This window comes from Kitasatospora sp. NPDC059827, assembly GCF_042731675.1.
GTDB lineage: Bacteria > Actinomycetota > Actinomycetes > Streptomycetales > Streptomycetaceae > Kitasatospora.
On sequence record NZ_JBHWIV010000003.1, the window covers coordinates 169479 to 185422 of the forward strand.

18 protein-coding genes are annotated in these 15944 nt (G+C 74.4%); 14 read left to right on the forward strand and 4 right to left on the reverse strand.

Going from position 1 to position 15944, the window contains the following annotated elements:
- The first annotated feature begins 7 nt into the window (after positions 1-7).
- Positions 8-868, forward strand: a complete 861-nt coding sequence (locus ACFV8H_RS03115; RefSeq protein WP_380396291.1) for a Wzz/FepE/Etk N-terminal domain-containing protein — start codon at positions 8-10, stop codon at positions 866-868.
- Positions 865-2025, forward strand: a complete 1161-nt coding sequence (locus tag ACFV8H_RS03120) for a GNAT family N-acetyltransferase (protein WP_380396292.1) — start codon at positions 865-867, stop codon at positions 2023-2025. Before ACFV8H_RS03115 ends, ACFV8H_RS03120 begins: the two co-directional genes overlap by 4 nt.
- A gap of 7 nt (positions 2026-2032) precedes the next feature.
- Here the strand turns inward: ACFV8H_RS03120 and ACFV8H_RS03125 are convergent, their stop codons facing one another.
- Positions 2033-3304 (reverse strand): glycoside hydrolase family 26 protein, encoded by a 1272-nt coding sequence (locus tag ACFV8H_RS03125; RefSeq protein WP_380396293.1) that lies wholly within the window; start codon positions 3302-3304, stop codon positions 2033-2035.
- 370 nt (positions 3305-3674) lie between these two features.
- On the opposite strand from ACFV8H_RS03125, the gene ACFV8H_RS03130 reads away from it, so the two are divergent.
- The 9 genes from ACFV8H_RS03130 (at position 3675) to ACFV8H_RS03170 (ending at position 10767) form a co-directional block, all read left to right on the forward strand.
- Complete coding sequence (locus ACFV8H_RS03130) at positions 3675-4655, forward strand: hypothetical protein (protein WP_380396294.1); 981 nt, start codon at positions 3675-3677, stop codon at positions 4653-4655.
- A 206-nt stretch (positions 4656-4861) separates the two neighbouring features.
- A complete protein-coding gene (locus ACFV8H_RS03135) occupies positions 4862-6460 on the forward strand; it encodes an ABC-F family ATP-binding cassette domain-containing protein (protein ID WP_375893952.1) in 1599 nt (532 codons plus the stop codon).
- 327 nt (positions 6461-6787) lie between these two features.
- Complete coding sequence (locus ACFV8H_RS03140) at positions 6788-7021, forward strand: helix-turn-helix domain-containing protein (RefSeq protein WP_030059940.1); 234 nt, start codon at positions 6788-6790, stop codon at positions 7019-7021.
- 231 nt (positions 7022-7252) lie between these two features.
- Entirely contained in the window at positions 7253-8059 is an 807-nt protein-coding gene (locus ACFV8H_RS03145; protein ID WP_375893948.1) for an enoyl-CoA hydratase/isomerase family protein, read from the forward strand.
- Positions 8060-8218: 159 nt separating this feature from the next.
- Positions 8219-8752: an Asp23/Gls24 family envelope stress response protein gene (locus ACFV8H_RS03150; RefSeq protein ID WP_380396295.1), complete on the forward strand. Its 534-nt coding sequence runs from the start codon at positions 8219-8221 to the stop codon at positions 8750-8752.
- 65 nt (positions 8753-8817) lie between these two features.
- Positions 8818-9009 carry a hypothetical protein gene (locus ACFV8H_RS03155; protein WP_063349611.1) on the forward strand — a complete coding sequence of 64 codons (192 nt, stop codon included), beginning with the start codon at positions 8818-8820 and terminating at the stop codon, positions 9007-9009.
- Between the two features lie 116 nt (positions 9010-9125).
- The gene (locus ACFV8H_RS03160) at positions 9126-9422 is read left to right on the forward strand and encodes an Asp23/Gls24 family envelope stress response protein (protein WP_380396296.1); all 297 of its coding nucleotides are present in this window, start codon (positions 9126-9128) and stop codon (positions 9420-9422) included.
- A 68-nt stretch (positions 9423-9490) separates the two neighbouring features.
- Positions 9491-10111, forward strand: coding sequence for a DUF6286 domain-containing protein (locus ACFV8H_RS03165; RefSeq protein WP_380396297.1), 621 nt, complete (start codon positions 9491-9493; stop codon positions 10109-10111).
- A complete protein-coding gene (locus ACFV8H_RS03170; RefSeq protein ID WP_380396298.1) occupies positions 10108-10767 on the forward strand; it encodes an alkaline shock response membrane anchor protein AmaP in 660 nt (219 codons plus the stop codon). Before ACFV8H_RS03165 ends, ACFV8H_RS03170 begins: the two co-directional genes overlap by 4 nt.
- 45 nt (positions 10768-10812) lie before the next feature.
- Here ACFV8H_RS03170 and ACFV8H_RS03175 read toward each other — a convergent pair whose 3' ends face one another.
- Entirely contained in the window at positions 10813-11574 is a 762-nt protein-coding gene (locus ACFV8H_RS03175) for an SDR family oxidoreductase (RefSeq protein WP_380396299.1), read from the reverse strand.
- A 434-nt stretch (positions 11575-12008) separates the two neighbouring features.
- On the opposite strand from ACFV8H_RS03175, the gene ACFV8H_RS03180 reads away from it, so the two are divergent.
- Positions 12009-12425 carry a MerR family transcriptional regulator gene (locus tag ACFV8H_RS03180; protein ID WP_375894023.1) on the forward strand — a complete coding sequence of 139 codons (417 nt, stop codon included), beginning with the start codon at positions 12009-12011 and terminating at the stop codon, positions 12423-12425.
- 3 nt (positions 12426-12428) lie between these two features.
- Entirely contained in the window at positions 12429-12761 is a 333-nt protein-coding gene (trxA, locus tag ACFV8H_RS03185; protein ID WP_380396300.1) for a thioredoxin, read from the forward strand.
- Here trxA and ACFV8H_RS03190 read toward each other — a convergent pair.
- Together ACFV8H_RS03190 and ACFV8H_RS03195 are read right to left on the reverse strand one after the other, a co-directional pair.
- Positions 12758-13561: an SURF1 family protein gene (locus ACFV8H_RS03190; protein WP_380396301.1), complete on the reverse strand. Its 804-nt coding sequence runs from the start codon at positions 13559-13561 to the stop codon at positions 12758-12760. The genes trxA and ACFV8H_RS03190 overlap by 4 nt on opposite strands.
- A gap of 31 nt (positions 13562-13592) precedes the next feature.
- The gene (locus tag ACFV8H_RS03195; RefSeq protein ID WP_380396302.1) at positions 13593-14588 is read right to left on the reverse strand and encodes a DEDDh family exonuclease; all 996 of its coding nucleotides are present in this window, start codon (positions 14586-14588) and stop codon (positions 13593-13595) included.
- 145 nt (positions 14589-14733) lie between these two features.
- Between ACFV8H_RS03195 and ACFV8H_RS03200 the strand changes: the two genes are divergently transcribed.
- Positions 14734-15777: a zinc-dependent alcohol dehydrogenase family protein gene (locus tag ACFV8H_RS03200; RefSeq protein WP_375893927.1), complete on the forward strand. Its 1044-nt coding sequence runs from the start codon at positions 14734-14736 to the stop codon at positions 15775-15777.
- Positions 15778-15944: the final 167 nt, after the last annotated feature.

Sequence of the window (15944 nt, forward strand, 5' to 3'; positions counted from 1 at the left end):
CACACCCATGACCACACCGCGCCGAAGCGCCCGCCACCTGGTCCGCCGCTGGTGGCCGGTGGCGCTCGCGGTGCCGCTCGGCGCCGCGGCCGGCGCCGGGTACGCCGTCGTCTCGCCCCCCTCGTACGCCGCCAGCGCCTACGTCCTCGTGGTGCCGCAGAACCCGGGGGAGGCGTCGACCGCCACCAACTTCGCCCAGGCGTACGGCCGGCTCGCGGGCCAGCCGCAGGTGCTCACGGTCGCGGCCGCCGAGACCGGCCACACCCGGTCCGAGCTGGAGTCCCTGGTGTCCGGGACGACCTCCCCGGACGCCCCGATGATCGAGATCACCGGCACCGGGAGGAGGGCCCAGGAGGCCGCCCGGACCGCCGACGCGGTGGCCCGCTCGCTGGTCGCCTTCGCCAACACCAGCAGCAGGGACACCAACGTCCGGCTGGTCACGCTGGCCCCGGCCGCCGAGCCGGACAAGCCGACCACGCCCTCCGGCAAGCTGGACGTCGCGGTCGGCGCCGCGGCCGGGCTGCTGCTCGGGTCTCTGGTGCTGATGACCCGCCGGCGCGGCGGCCCGGACGGCCCCGGGGCTGCGCAGGCCCCGACGGCTCCCGCGCCGACCGGGACCGCCGAGTCGCCCGGGACTCCCGAGGCCACCGCCCCGGCCCCGGACCCGGCCCCCGCCGCGCCCCGCCCGCGGGCCGAGGAGCCGGCCGGCAAGGCCCGCCCGAAGACCGGGCCGACGCCGGAGCCGGCGGGCGAGCCGAAGGACGGTGCGAAGGACGGGGCGAAGGACGGGGCGAAGCCCGAGCCCGAGTCCGCCGCCGCGCCCGAGCGCCCGGCCAAGGAGAAGGCTGCGGCCCGGAGCGGACGATGAGCACCGAGACCCGCGCAGCCGGCCTCCCGGCCCAGTCCGCCGCGCCCGTCTGGACCACCGAGCTGCACCGCGAGGACGACGCGCTGGACACCGTCGCCGAGGAGTGGGACGACCTGGCGGCCCGCTGCCGCACCGCCACCTTCTTCCAGGCCGCCGCTTGGCAGCGCTCCTGGTGGCGCCACTACGGCCGCCCCGGCGCGCTGCTGGTGGTGCTGGTCCGGCGGGACGGCCGACTGGTCGGCGCCGGTGCCTTCCTGCGCCGCGGCGGCCCGTTCGGGGGCCTCACCGGCCTCGGCGCCGGGCTGGTCGACTACGGCGACGTCCTGCTGGACGACGACTGCGCCGACCGGGCCGCCGCCGAGTTCGCCGCCGCCCTTCCGCTCACCCGCCCCTGGCACTGGCTGGAGCTGCGCGAGGTGCACCCCGAGGCCGCGGTGCAGCGGGTCTACGAGCACTGGCGCGGCACCCGCCGCAGCCACCAGGACTCGCTCTGCCAGTACCTGCCGGCCGTCCCGATGGAGCGGCTGCTCAAGCGGGTGCCCGGCAAGACGGCCCAGCGCAGCCGGGTGAAGCTGCGCAAGATCGCCGAGGCCGGGGTGCAGGTCCGGTCCACGCCGGTCGAGGAGGTCCCGGCCGCGCTGGAGGGGCTGCTGCGGCTGCACTTCCTCCAGTGGCAGCAGCGCGGCGTCACCGCCGAGCACCGCACCGAGCGCTTCGCCCGGCACCTGACCGAGTCCACCACCGGCCTGGTCGCCACCGGCCGGGCGGCCGTCCACCAGTTCCACCTGGACGGCGAGCTGGTCGCGGTCAACCTGCTGCTGCTCTGCCCGTCCTTCGGCGGGCTGTACATGTACGGCGCCCACCCGGCGTTGCGCGAGCGGCTGGACATCGCCGGGCTGCTGTTCAGCGCGGCCCTGGACGAGACGGTCGGCGCGGGCATCCCGGTGCTCGGCCTGCTGCGTGGCCAGGAACCGTACAAGCAGCGCTGGCGGCCGGACCGGATGCCCAACCGGCGGCTGCTGCTGGGCCCGGCCGGAGCGGCCCCGGCGGCCGTCGCCCGGTCCGCGGCGGTGCTGGCCCGGCAGGCGGCGGCGCACCAGCTGCGCACCCGCTTCCCCCGGCTCAAGGAGGCGCTGCTGGCCCGCCGCCGGGCCTGACCGCCGCTCAGCGCCGGGACGGCGTCCGGGCCGGGGACGGGCTCGGCGAGGCCCCGGCCGACGGGCTCGCCGTGGCGGCGGGCGCGGTGGCGGCGGGCGCGGTGGCCGGTGCGGTGGCCGGTGCGGTGGTGGCCGGTGCGGTGGCGCCCGGCGTGGCGGCCCCCGACGGGGTGGGCACGCCGGGCGGCCTCGGGACGACCGGCACGATCGGAGCGGGGGGCACCGTCGGCACGACCGGCGGCGACCCCTGCGAACCCGCCATCAGCTGCTTGAACGCCGCCGTCGAGCGCGGATTGCTCCGGCACTGGAAGAAGCCGTGCGGGCAGTAGTCGGTGACGGTCTGGTAGGCGGTGTCGTGGGTGCGCATCCAGTCGACCATCCGCCGGACGAACTCGGGGTTGTCGCCGTTGCGGAACAGCCCCCACTCCGGGTACGAGACCGGCTTGCCGTGCTTGGCCGCGAACTCCACCTGGTCCTGGAGGCCGTACGGCTCGCGCACGTAGTCGTCGAAGGTGCTCCCGGCCGGCTGGTCGTAGCTGTCCGTGCCGACGATGTCGACCACGTCGTCGCCGGGGTAGCACTTGGTCCACGGGATGGCGTCCAGGCCCCGGTTGGGGGTGAAGTCGAAGCGGAACCGCTGCCCGGGCACCGAGCGCATCACCCCGACGATCCGGCGCCAGTAGGCCTTCCAGGCGGCCGGGTCGGGCTTGCAGCGGTGGGTGTAGGTGACGCCGTTCATCTCCCAGCCGAGGGTGAGCACGGTGTCCGCGCCGCCGAGCGCCACCAGCCGGCGGGCGAGCCGCAGGAAGTGGCTGTCGAAGTCCCCGCGGGCGCCCTGGCCCAGCAGCCTGGCGACCTCGCCGTCCGGCACGTGCGCCTCGTTGGGCACCAGCATCGGCACGCCGAGCACCAGCAGCCGGGACGGGTCGGCCAGCCGCCACTGCGACCACAGGCCGAGCACCACCGGCTCGCCCTCGATGTCCGCCCAGCTGTTGCCCGCCAGGTAGGTGTGGCCGACCTGCATGTTCGCGTTGCCCAGCCACTGGGCGTACTTGCCGATCTGCGGGATGTAGTCGTCCCAGGAGCCGACGAAGGCGCCGAACGGCGGCTCGTGCCGGGGCCGCTGGACCGGCGGGCGGGGGGCCGCGCCGCGCGGCTCGAAGGCGTCCGAGGAGAGGCTGTGCCGTTCGGTACGGCTGAGCGGTGTCCCGGCCGGGACACTGGCCGTGGCCATCAGCAGCAGAGCGGCGGCGGCCAGCGTCAGGCGGCCCATGCGCATGGTCTCTCCTCCGGACGTCGCGGGAGCGGGGCGGGCGGGGGACGACACCGACGGACCGTCGCGCCACGCTCGCCGACAGTAGGCCCGACGGAGGACGGAAAAGCCGAATGTCACCCTAAAGTGGGCGATATTCGAACGCCGTCTGCCGCAACACCCGTCCGGCCCGGCCCCGTGTATCAGCTCTGTAACGGTCCGGCGGGGTCCGCGGGGCCCGCCGCGCGGGGCCCCGCCGACCGGCCGGGGAGCCGACGGCGCAGGTGGGCGGGCGGGCGCACCGGGCGGGCGCGCACGGTCCGCCGCGCGGTCGCCGGTGGACCCGGGCGGCGATTCCAGGCTGACTCGCGCACCCGCCGAAAGGTACGCTCCGGCCGTGTCCTGGAAGCCGCCGCGTGTCCTCACCCCCCGCTCGATCCTGCCTGCCCTGGCGGTGATGCTGGTCCTTGCGGCCGGTGCTGCGGCGCACGCGAACAAGCCGGTGCCGTTCGGCGACCGGGTGGCGGGGCCGGGTGACGCGGAGGCGACCCCGGTCAACTCGCAGTCGGTCAGCTCGGCCGACCTGGACCTGCGGGTGGTCGGCCCCGGCCTGGAGGCGTACCACAAGCAGACCGGCGAGCGGGCCTGGACGTACCGCCGCGAGGGCGCCGAGGCGCTCTACCTGGCGATGGCCGGGGACAACGCGATCGTGGTCTGGGACGACGGCCTGGTCACCTCCGTCCGCCCCGGCGACCACGAGGTGCGCTGGCACCGCGCCGTGCCCGGCCTGGCCGACTACCTGCGCGCCGACGGCGAGCCGGGCGCCGACAAGCGCACCGACGCCCAGCGCAAGGACACCGCCAGGCAGCGGGCCGCGGCCGCGCTGCACACCGTGCAGCGGGACGGCTCGCCCTGGCTGGCCGTGGTGACGCCGACCCTGACCATGGGCCTGCGCGACGCCGACGGCGACCTGCGCTACAACGACCGGCCGTCCAACGGCTGCCTCTACGACCCGCTGCGCACCGTGCACACCGACTACGCCGTGCTCATCCCGCGGGCCTGCACCAACAGCAGCGGGGTGGCCGTCTCCGGCGGCATCACCGGCTACCGGCTGGACAGCAACGGCTGGTCGATGATCACCGGCCCGGCCGCGACGGTGAAGGCGCTGGACGCCGGCCGGGTGGAGATCACCGACGGCCCGATCGTGCCGCCCAAGGTCTTCGACACCAAGGCGGCCGCCCCCGAGACCGGCTGCGCCAACCCGGACGCCCCGTTCGCGGCGGTCCGCCCCCAGGGCGGCTGCGCCGACCCCTCGGCGAGCCCGGCCGCCCCCGCCCCGACCACCCCGGCGGACCCGGCGGCCACGCCGCGGCAGTAGCCGCGGGAGGGCCGGCGGGTACCCCGGGGCGGTACGCCCCCGGGGCGTTTCGCGCGGCCCGGTAGACTGGCCGTCATGGCTATCTTCTCCGGGCAATAGCGGGTGGCGGCGCCCGGTCCCGGCGCGCCGACCGCCGATGAAGCCCCCTTCCCGCCTCCCGGGTCCGCACCCGGCCGCCCGCCCACGTCCCAGGAGCAGTCCCAGCCATGATTTCCGCCAACGCCCTCGAGCTGCGCGCCGGTGCCCGGATCCTGATCGAGTCCGCGAACTTCAAGGTCGCCGCCGGCGACCGGATCGGCCTGGTCGGGCGCAACGGCGCCGGCAAGACCACGCTCACCAAGGTGCTGGCCGGTGAGGGCCTGCCCGCCGCCGGTACCGTCACCCGCTCGGGCGAGGTCGGCTACCTCCCGCAGGACCCGCGCACCGGCGACCTGGACGTCCTCGCCAAGGACCGCATCCTCTCCGCCCGCGGCCTCGACACCGTGCTGAAGAAGATGCGCGAGAACGAGGACCGGATGGCCAACGGCCAGGGCGCCACCCGGGACAACGCGATGAAGAAGTACGCGCGCCTGGAGACCGAGTTCCTCACCAAGGGCGGGTACGCCGCCGAGGCCGAGGCCGCCACCATCGCCGCGGCGCTGGGCCTGCCGGACCGCATCCTCGCCCAGCCGCTGCACACCCTCTCCGGTGGTCAGCGCCGCCGCGTCGAGCTCGCCCGGATCCTCTTCTCGGACTCCGACGTGCTGCTGCTCGACGAGCCCACCAACCACCTGGACGCGGACTCGATCGTCTGGCTGCGGGACTTCCTCAAGACGTACAAGGGCGGCTTCATCGTCATCTCGCACGACGTCGACCTGGTCGAGACGGTCGTCAACAAGGTCTTCTACCTGGACGCCAACCGCTCCGCCATCGACGTCTACAACATGGGCTGGAGGCAGTACCAGCAGCAGCGCGAGGACGACGAGAAGCGCCGCAAGCGCGAGCGGGCCAACGCGGAGAAGAAGGCCGCGACCCTGAACGCCCAGGCCGACAAGATGCGGGCCAAGGCGACCAAGACGGTGGCCGCGCAGAACATGGCCCGCCGCGCCGACAAGCTGCTCGCCGGCCTGGACCAGGTCCGGGTGAGCGACAAGGTCGCCAAGCTGCGCTTCCCGGACCCGGCGCCCTGCGGCAAGACCCCGCTGACCGCCAGCGGCCTGTCCAAGTCCTACGGCTCGCTGGAGATCTTCACCGACGTCGACCTGGCGATCGACCGGGGCTCCCGGGTCGTCGTGCTGGGCTTCAACGGCGCGGGCAAGACCACCCTGCTGCGGATGCTGGCCGGGGTGGAGCAGCCGGACACCGGCGAGGTGATCCCGGGCCACGGCCTCAAGATCGGCTACTACGCCCAGGAGCACGAGACGCTCGACCCCGAGCGCAGCGTGCTGGAGAACATGCGCTCGGCCGCGCCGGACACCGACCTGGTGCAGATCCGCAAGATCCTCGGGTCCTTCCTGTTCTCCGGCGACGACGTGGACAAGCCGGCCGGGGTGCTCTCCGGCGGTGAGAAGACCCGTCTGGCCCTGGCCACCCTGGTGGTCTCCTCGGCCAACGTGCTGCTGCTGGACGAGCCCACCAACAACCTCGACCCGGCCAGCCGCGAGGAGATCCTGGGCGCGCTGCGCGAGTTCTCCGGCGCGGTCGTGCTGGTCACCCACGACGAGGGCGCGGTCGAGGCGCTCGACCCGGAGCGGATCATCCTGCTGCCCGACGGGGTCGAAGACCTGTGGAACCCGTCGTACGCCGATCTGGTCTCGCTGGCCTGACCGGAAGTAGACGCCGGATCCGCTTTTCGGCCCAGAATATCTAGTCCTTTCGGCGTGTCCGGGAATGAAGAAGACCCGGATTCCGTTTAAGCACTTCCCGTCGGCCCGCCACTCGAACGTGGTCGGGCCGACGCTGCTGATCAGCTATTTCTCGGCATTCGGCGGTAGCTGCCCGGGGGCGTGCACTCTGCGTGAGCGCCCTGGTGCGCTCGGATCACCACCGCAGGACCACGCATTTGCGACATCGACCTTGTCGAATGGGTGGCCAGGACGCGGTGGATGGGTGATCATGGGAATCTGACCGAGCAACGCTACGAGGAGGCACGGGTGGCCGAGACTCTGAAAAAGGGCAGCCGGGTGACCGGTGCCGCGCGTGAGAAGCTCGCGGCCGATCTCAAGAAGAAGTACGACTCCGGGGCGAGCATTCGCGCTCTCGCGGAGGAGACCGGTCGTTCGTACGGCTTCGTGCACCGGATGCTGAGCGAGTCCGGAGTGATCCTCCGGGGCCGCGGCGGTGCCACGCGGGGCAAGAACAAGGCGACTGCCGGGGCCGGTTCCTGACGGTCAATCAGCTCTGAGCTGGATGGCGCGGCGGCCTGACGCCCGCCGAGGAGACGACGGCCGACCACGGCCGGGCGTCCGCCCTCGGGTCGAGTGGACCGGCCGCCGATCGTCATGTCCGCCCCCGGATGCCGGGGGCCGTTCCGATCTTTGCGGGCCCGGGCCCTGCCCGTCCGCGCCCAGGTTTGTTACTCTCCGGTAGCCACGTCCCCCGCCACCGGAGGTTCCCGCATGACCGCCCCCGCCACCGACCCGCAGGCCCCGAGCTGGGAGCGGGACGGCGTCCGGCTGGAGATCGACGGCGAGCTCGCCGTCGTCACCCTCTGTCAGCCCAAGCGGCGCAACGCCCAGTCGCCCGCACTTTGGCGCGCCCTCGCCCAGGCCGGTCGCGAACTGCCCGGCAGTGTGCGGGTGGTGCTGCTGCGCGCCGAGGGCGTCTCCTTCTCCGCCGGACTGGACCGGGCGATGTTCACCCCCGAGGGCATCCCCGGCGAGCCCACCTTCCTGCAGCTGGCCGGCTCCGCCGACCAGGAGCTGGACGACGCCATCGCCGCCTACCAGGAGGCCTTCACCTGGTGGCGCCGCGCCGACCTGGTCTCCATCGCCGTCGTCCAGGGCCACGCCGTGGGGGCCGGCTTCCAGCTCGCGCTCGGCTGCGACCTGCGGGTGGTCGCCGACGACGTGCAGTTCGCCATGAAGGAGACCTCACTCGGGCTCGTCCCCGACCTGGCCGGCACCAAGCCGCTGGTCGACCTCGTCGGCTACGCCCGGGCGCTGGAGATCTGCGCGACCGGCCGCTGGGTCGGCGCCGAGGAGGCCACCGCGACCGGGCTGGCCAACCTGTCGGTGCCCGGCGCCGAACTCGACGCCGCCGCCCGGGACCTCGCCGCCGCCCTGCTGGCCGCCCCGCGCGGGGCCGTGACCGAGACCAAGGCCCTGCTCCAGGGGGCCTCCGGACGGTCGTACGAGGAGCAGCGTTCGGCCGAACGGGCGGCCCAGGCCCGCCGGCTGCGGGAACTCGCCGGGATCGGCGACTGACCCACCCGCCATTGCGCGCAGGCCCGGCCCCGGGGGAGCACCCCGGGGCCGGGCCTGCGGCGTTCCCGGGGCGTGCTCGGCGGGCGGGGGTCGTGGCGGAATGCCAGAGTTGGGGAGGTTTGCGATATAGCTGGAGCCGCTACGAGGGAGATGCGCCCCATGCCTGACACTCCGACGCCCGCGACCCTGCACAAGAACCCCGGTGGCGGGCCCACCCCCGGCCCGCCCGCCGGTGCCCGGTCCGCGCCCGGCGCGGGCGGGGACGGCGGCCGGCCGTCGGCCGAGCGCGGCCGCACGGCGCTGGCGGTCGGCGTGGTGGAGAAGATCGCCGGGATGGCCGCCCGGGAGGTCTCCGGCATCCACGCGCTGGGCTCCGGACTGGCCCGCACCTTCGGCGCGATGCGGGACCGGGTCCCCGGCGGCAGGTCGAGCATCGGGCGCGGGATCAAGGCCGAGGTCGGCGAGAAGCAGACCGCGATCGACATCGCCCTGGTGGTCGAGTACGGCGTGGTGATCCCCGAACTCGCCCGCCAGGTGCGGGAGAACATCATCGACGCGGTGGAGCGGATGACCGGCCTGGAGGTCGTCGAGGTCAACATCGCGGTCAACGACGTCCACCTCCCGGACGAACCGGAGTTCGAGGAGGAAGAGGAGCCGGTGGCGTCGTCGGGGCAGCGGCCCAAGCTCAAGTAGCGCCCGGCCGCGGGACCGCCCGGGGTGTTGGTGTCGGCGTTCGGTGGAGGACGAGGGAGTAGCGGATGAACCTGGCCATCGTCGGCCTGGTGGTGGGCATGGCCCTCGGCTTCGCCGGGTACTTCGGCGGGTTCGCGGCGTTCCTGCTGGTGGCGGCGCTCGGGCTGGTCGGCTTCGTGGCCGGGCGGCTGTTGGAGGGCGACATCGAACTCGGCGACCTCGGGGACCTGCTCCGCGGTCGCGACCGGCGGCGCTGATGGGGGCCGCCGTACCGGCGCCTGGTCCCGGGCCTGCTCCCGGCCCTGGTCCCGGGCCTGGTCCCGTCCCTGGTCCCGTCCCCGGTCCCGCCTCCGGTGCGGTGCGCCGGGGGCGGTTGCGGGTCGCCGACCGGGTGTACGAACGGATCGCCGGGCAGGCGGCGCGGGAGGTGGTCGCCGAGGCCTGGGTCGGGCGGTCGGTGAAGGGGGAGCCACCGAAGGTCTCGGTGGCGCGGCCGGGCAGCACGGTGACCGTCCGGGTGGCGGTCGAGCTGCCCTTCCCGGCGGACCTCGCCGGACTCGCCCGGCGGGTGCGGGACCGGGTGGCGGCGCAGGTGAGCGGGCTGACGGGGACGAAGGTGTCCGAAGTGGTCGTGGTGGTCGAGAAGTTGGTCGCCGGGGGAGCGTGGTGAAGGGGGACGCGGTGGCGGCGTCGGGGCCGGAGGGGTCGGGTTCGGAGGCGGTGGGGAAGGTGCCCCGGTTGCGGTCGGGGCGGGCGGCCGTCGCGGCGCCGGTCGCCACGGCGGTGCTGGTGGTGGCGGGGGCGCTGCTGTACGACGCGGTCGCGGTCCGGTCCGGGCAGCCGGCCCGGCGGTGGCGGGCGCAGATCGCGGACGAGCTGGCCACGCGGCACCTGGACGACCTGTGGGTGCTGGTCGGCGCCGGTGCGGCGGCCCTGGTCGGGCTGTGGCTGCTGTGGCTGGCGTTCGCACCCGGGCTGCGGCGGTGGCTGGTGCTGCGGCCGTACGGCGGGACGGGGGCGGCGATCGACCGGGCCGGGGTCGGGCACCTGCTGGCGGACCGGGCCGCCGGGCTGGCGGGCATCGAGCACCTGAGGGTCAAGGTCGGGCGGCGGCGGGTGCGGGTGTCGGTGAGCGGGCTGGTGGACCCAGCGGGGGTGCAGCGGCAGTTGCGGGAGGAGCTGGCGCGGGTGGGGTTGGCGCGGCCGTTGCGGCTGGACGTGCGGTCCTGGCGGGGGCCGGCGGGTGGGGGCGTGGCCGGGGAGGCGGCGGACGGGGTGGGTGATGCCGGGGGCGGTGGTGGCGTGGCCGGGGAGGCGGCGGACGGGGTGGGGGAGCGGACCGGGGAGGCGGCGCGGTGAAGCGGACGGTCGTCAACCGGGTGCTGCTGGCGGTGGTCGGGGCGGTGCTGGTGGGAGTCGGGGTGCTGGTGCTGGCGGGCGGGCTCGACCTGTACCGGCGGCTGGGGGTCGATCCGCCGAGCTGGTGGCCGTTGACCTCGCCGGACCAGCCGGTGGTCAGCGCACGCTCCCGGGTGCGGTGGGTCGGCTCCTCGTGGTGGTGGCCGACGGTGATCGGCGGGCTGTCGCTGCTGGTGCTGGGGACGGCCTGGTGGCTGGTGGCGCAGCTGCGGCGGACCGGACTCGCCCACATCACGGTGCCGACGCCAGGGGCGCGGGGGCTGCGGATGCGGGTCAACTCGCGGGCGCTGGAGGAGGCGCTGGAGCACGGCACGGCGGTGCTGCCGGAGGTGGAGCGGGCGGGGGTCCGGCTGGTGCGGGCCCCCGGGCACCCGAGGCTGCGGGGCGCCGTACGGCTGACCCCGGGCGGGGACCCGGTCGGGCTGGTGGAGCACTTCGAGGACGGGCCGCGGACGGACGCGGTACGGAGCCTGGGGCTGGCGGAGCTGCCGGCCGACCTGCGGATCCGGGTGTTGCAGGAGGCTCCCGCCGGGGAGCGGCGATCCGGGCGGCGTGGGCGGCGTGGGCGGCGGCGGGAGCGTCGGCAGCTGGAGTAGTGCGGGGGTCGGGGGACGGATGCGGAGGGGCGGAGGGCTAGAGGGTTAGAGGGAGCGGAGGGCGCCGCCGTCGACCGGGACCATCAGGCCGGTCAGGTAGGAGGCGGCGGGGGAGAGCAGGAAGGCGGCGACCTTGCCGAACTCCTCCGGGGTGCCGTAGCGGCCCAGCGGGATGTTGGCGCTGTGCTGGGCGCGGGCGGCCTCCGGGTCGGGGGCGAGGGCGTCCAGCTCGCGGACCCGGTCCGTGTCGATCCGGGCCGGGAGCAGGCCGAGCACCCGGATGCCGCGCGGGCCGAGCTCGTCGGCGAGGCTCTTGGCGGCCATCGCCAGACCGGGGCGCAGACCGTTGGAGATGCCGAGGCCGGGGATCGGCTGGCGGACCGAGCTGGAGAGCACGAAGCCGATCACCCCGCCGGAGGGGAGGGCGGCGGCCGCGGTGCGGGCGAGGCGGAGGGCGCCGAGGAAGACGGACTCGAAGGCGTCGCGCCAAGCGGACTCGGGGGTCGTCTCCACCGGGCCGGCCTGCGGGCCGCCGACGCTGATCAGGATGCCGTCGAAGCGGCCGAAACGGGAGTTGGCCTCGGCGATCAGGCGGTCGGCGGTGTCGGGGGCGGCGTTGTCGGCGACCAGGCCGTGGGCGGAGCCGAGCGTTTCGAGCTCGGCGACGGCGGCATCGACGGCCTGCGGGGTGCGGCCGCTGATCAGTACGTGGGCACCGTCGGCGGCGAGTTCGCGGGCGGCGGCGAGGCCGAGGCCTCGGGTGGCGCCGGTGACGATGTAGGCCTTGTTCTTGAGTCCTAGGTCCATGGGGGACATTTTGCCGCCGTGGGGGCCGCTGCGCGGGGCTGGGGTGTGGGGGTGGGCTTTCGGGAGGGTGGGGCCCCGCCGCCGCCGGCGCCCGCGCGGCGGGGTGGGGGGGGGCGGCCGGGGGGGGGGGGGGCGCCCCCCCGGGGGGGGGTCCGGGGGGGGGGTGCTCCGGCGGCTGGGTGATTTTCGGACCGCCGACCCTGATGGTGGGGTGTTGGGCGCCGTTGGCGGTCTGAAAATCACCCGTTACGCCGCTCTCCGCACCCACCCCCTCCACCGCCCCCTCCCGCAGCGCGTCCCTCTCGCCTTGGGCGGGTGAGGGGGTGGGGAGGGGGTGCGGGGTGCTGGGGGTGGGGTGCTGGGGTTGGGGCTGGCGTTGACGTTGGGGGGAAGGTTTAGCGTCGGTGGTGGTTGTTCGGGAGGAGTGGGGCGGTATGCGGATCGGGGAGTTGGCGGAGCGGGCGGGGACGACGACGCGGGCGTTGCGGTACTACGAGCAGTTGGGGCTGTTGCCGGCCCGGCGGGCTGGGAACGGGTACCGGGCGTACGGGGAGGAGGACGTGCGGCTGCTGCGGGAGATCCGGATGCTGCAGGACTTCGGGTTCGGGTTGGAGGAGACCCGGCCGTTCGTGGAGTGTCTGCGGGCGGGGCACCCGGAGGGGGATTCGTGTCCGGCCTCGTTGGAGGTCTACCGGCGGAAGTTGGCCGAGTTGGACGAGTGCATCGCGCGCTTGCGGGACGTCCGGGTGCAGGTGGCCGGGCAGTTCGAGCGGGCGGTGCGGGCGCGGGACGAGCTCGCGGCCTCCGAGCAGCCGCCTGAGTGTGAACTGGCCAGGGAGCAGAGGGAGTAGACGATGGTGGAGATCGCGGGTGTGCCGGCGGTGACGGACGAGACGTTCGCCGTGGAGGTGCTGGCGGCGGAGGGGCCGGTGCTGGTCGACTTCACGGCGGACTGGTGCCCGCCGTGCCGGATGATGGTGCCGGTGCTGGCGGACGTCGCGCGGGAGGAGGCGCACCGGTTCCGGGTGGTGAGCGTCGACGTGGACCGCAACCCCCGGACCCAGGCGGCGTACGGGGTGCTGTCGATGCCGACGTTGATGCTGTTCCGGGACGGGCAGCCGGTGCGGTCGGTGGTGGGGGCGCGGGCGAAGGCGCGGTTGTTGCGGGAGTTGGAGGATGTGCTCTAGGCGGGGAGGGCGTCGAGGGGGACTTCGGCTTCGGCGGCCTGCTTGGCGCGGTCCTTGGCCTCGCGGCGGACGAGGACCCAGACACCGACCGGGATCATCGCGGTGAACAGCCACCACTGGATGGCGTAGGCCATGTGCGGGCCGATGTCGGAGTGGTTGGGCTCGGGGATCAGCTGCGGCTGGTCGGCCGGGGGCGGGGTGGTGGCGGTGAGTTCCAGGTAGCCGCCGAGGAGGGGGCTGCCGGTCTCCTTGGACTGCTGTTCGGTGTTGATCAGGTTGAACTGGCGGTCGGGGAGGCCGGCCCGGTCCTTGACCCAGCCGCCGCTGCTGCCGGTGGTCTCGTCGGCGCGCATCCGGCCGGTGAGGGTGACCTCGCCGGTCGGGGCGGCCGGGACGGGCGGGTACTGGGTGGCGCCGTCGCCGGAGGGGACCCAGCCGCGGTTGATCAGGACGGTGCCCTTGCCGTCGGAGAGCTTGAGCGGGGTGAGGACGAAGTAGCCGAGGGTGCCGTTGGCGTCGGTCCGCTTGCGGACGACGAACTCGTGTGCCGGGTCGTACTGTCCGGTGGCCGTCACCGCGCGCCAGGTGAGGGCGGACGGTACGGCGGTGCCGGGGGCGGCGGAGAGGCTGTCGAAGGGCACCGGCGAGGCCGTGAGGGCCTTGCCGATCAGCTCGTTCCGGGCCACCCGCGCCTCGTGGCGGTGCAGCTGCCAGAAGCCCAGCTTGATCGTCGCGGGGATCAGCAGCAGCGCGATCAGCATGGTGATCAGCCACTGGCGGGTCAGCAGAAAACGGTACACATGGGAACGGTACGCCGACCTCACAACGGGCTCACGCACCGGGGTGCGGGGCGACCTCGCGCAGCAGCTGGAGGAAGGCGTCCTCGGTGACGATCGGGGTGCCGACGTCGCGGGCCTTGCGGGCCTTGCCGCTCCAGCTGGTCGGCTCGTTGGTGACCAGCAGGCTGGTGAGCCGGCTGACGGAGGTGGCGATGTGCAGGCCGGCCTCGACGGCGCGGTCCTCCAGGACCTCGCGGTCGGTGGCGGTGTCCCCGGTGAAGGCCACCCGCATGCCCTGGACCAGCGGCTTGCCGTCCTCCCAGCGCCCCGGGTTGGGGTACGGGCAGGCCGGGCGCTTCTTGGCCTGGCGGTACTGGGCGCCGGTCCAGTTGCCGCGGCCGGGGGCGGCGGGCTCGTCCTCGCCGAGGTCGGTGACCGCGACGCAGGTCTGGAAGGGCAGTGGGATGCCGTGGGTGCGGGCCAGGCGGAGGCTGGGGCGGAAGGCCTCGGCGAGCACCCGGGCGTCGTCCAGGGCGTTGTGGGCCTGGCGCTGCTGGACGCCGAAGTGGGCGGCGAGGGAGGAGAGCTTGCCGTTGGGCAGCGGGAGGCGCAGGTCGCGGGAGAGGACCATGGTGCACAGCCGCTGCTCGACCGGGGCGCTGCGGCCGGCCCGGGAGAACTCGCGGGAGATCATGTTCCAGTCGAACAGCGCGTTGTGCGCGACCAGGACGCGGTTCGCCAGGCGGGTGGCGAACTCCTCGGCGATCTCGGGGAAGGTCGGCGCGCCGGAGAGCAGTTCGGCGGTGAGGCCGTGGATCCAGACCGGGCCCGGGTCCCGCTCGGGGTTGACGAGGGTGTACCAGTGGTCGGTCACCTCGCCGTCGCCGTCCAGCTGGTAGACACCGGCCGAGATGACGCGGTCGGAGCGGCCGAGACCGGTGGTCTCGACGTCGACGACCGCGAAACCCTCGGCGGGGGCGGCGGAACGCTGGGCGGGGACCGGGGCGGTCCGCGGCGCGCCGTACGTCTCGGGCTGGATCGGTTGCATGGTCCAACAGGATAAGGGGCGAGTCGGCCGGGGCCGGTCGACATGTTCCGACCGGGTAGCCGGAATAGAGTGGTCCGCATGGGTGTCGTACACCTGGTCGAGATCGTTTCCGGCCGGTGGGCCGGTTCTGTGTGAGGAAGAACGCATGCGCGCCACGGTGATCCACGGACCGAACGACATCCGGATCGAAGAGGTACCGGACCCGGTGATCCAGCAGCCGACGGACGTCGTGCTCCGGGTGGTCAACGCCTGTATCTGCGGCAGCGACCTGTGGGCCTACCGCGGGGTCGCCCAGCGGGTGCCCGGGCAGCGGATCGGGCACGAGTTCCTGGGCGTGGTCGAGGAGGTCGGCGCCGAGGTCCGGGGCTTCGCCAAGGGTGACTTCGTGGTCGCGCCCTTCGTCTGGTCGGACGGGGTCTGTGAGTTCTGTCTCGAAGGCCTCCAGACGTCCTGCCCGCACGGCGGGTTCTGGGGGTCGGTGGGTTCGGACGGCGGCCAGGGCGAGGCGGTGCGGGTGCCGTTCGCGGACGGGACGCTGGTGAAGCTGCCGAAGGAGGCGGTGGGCGACGAGAAGCTGCTGCCGGGCCTGCTGGCGCTGTCCGACGTGATGGCGACCGGGCACCACGCGGCGGTCTCGGCGGGAGTGCGCCCGGGCGCGACGGTCGCGGTGGTCGGCGACGGCGCGGTGGGCCTGTGCGGCGTGCTGGCGGCGAACCGGCTGGGCGCGGGCCGGATCATCGCCCTGGGCCGGCACACCGCCCGGACGGAGCTGGCCCGGCGCTTCGGGGCGACGGACGTGGTGGCCGAGCGCGGCGACGCGGCGATCGAGGCCGTCAAGGAGCTGACCGGCGGCCTGGGCGCGCACGCGGTGCTGGAGGCGGTCGGCACCGAGGAGTCGATGCGGACGGCGGTCTCGATCACCCGGGACGGCGGCGCGGTCGGCTACGTGGGCGTGCCGCACGGCGGCAGCGCGGGCGTCGACATCGGTCAGATGTTCGGCCGAAACGTTTCGCTCAACGGTGGCGTGGCCCCGGCCCGCGCGTACATCCCCGAGCTGCTGCCGGACGTGCTCTCCGGTGCGATCGAGCCGGGTCTGGTCTTCGACCGGACGGTCGATCTGGACGGCGTTCCGGACGGCTATCGCGCCATGGACGAGCGGTCCGCGCTGAAGGTCCGGATCGCCTTCTGATTCTGACGCTTCGTCAACAGGGGCGGCACCGTTGGACGGTGCCGCCCCTTTCGGTTGTGGTGACCCCGGTCCGGATGTGACGCGAGTGGTGGTTTTCGGCCAATTGGGTGGTTCGGGAGGGTGAACGACTGGCTGATCGCGGTCAACCCCTTCCGGGGTGGGCACGA

Bases quoted from the DNA above. Each gene is read 5' to 3' on its own strand.
- ACFV8H_RS03115 (WP_380396291.1), top strand. From the start codon at position 8: ATGACCACACCGCGCCGAAGCGCCCGCCACCTGGTCCGCCGCTGGTGG.
- ACFV8H_RS03120 (WP_380396292.1), top strand. From the start codon at position 865: ATGAGCACCGAGACCCGCGCAGCCGGCCTCCCGGCCCAGTCCGCCGCG.
- ACFV8H_RS03125 (WP_380396293.1), bottom strand. From the start codon at position 3,304: ATGCGCATGGGCCGCCTGACGCTGGCCGCCGCCGCTCTGCTGCTGATG.
- ACFV8H_RS03135 (WP_375893952.1), top strand. From the start codon at position 4,862: ATGATTTCCGCCAACGCCCTCGAGCTGCGCGCCGGTGCCCGGATCCTG.
- ACFV8H_RS03145 (WP_375893948.1), top strand. From the start codon at position 7,253: ATGACCGCCCCCGCCACCGACCCGCAGGCCCCGAGCTGGGAGCGGGAC.
- ACFV8H_RS03150 (WP_380396295.1), top strand. From the start codon at position 8,219: ATGCCTGACACTCCGACGCCCGCGACCCTGCACAAGAACCCCGGTGGC.
- ACFV8H_RS03155 (WP_063349611.1), top strand. From the start codon at position 8,818: ATGAACCTGGCCATCGTCGGCCTGGTGGTGGGCATGGCCCTCGGCTTC.
- ACFV8H_RS03175 (WP_380396299.1), bottom strand. From the start codon at position 11,574: ATGGACCTAGGACTCAAGAACAAGGCCTACATCGTCACCGGCGCCACC.
- ACFV8H_RS03180 (WP_375894023.1), top strand. From the start codon at position 12,009: ATGCGGATCGGGGAGTTGGCGGAGCGGGCGGGGACGACGACGCGGGCG.
- trxA (WP_380396300.1), top strand. From the start codon at position 12,429: ATGGTGGAGATCGCGGGTGTGCCGGCGGTGACGGACGAGACGTTCGCC.
- ACFV8H_RS03195 (WP_380396302.1), bottom strand. From the start codon at position 14,588: ATGCAACCGATCCAGCCCGAGACGTACGGCGCGCCGCGGACCGCCCCG.
- ACFV8H_RS03200 (WP_375893927.1), top strand. From the start codon at position 14,734: ATGCGCGCCACGGTGATCCACGGACCGAACGACATCCGGATCGAAGAG.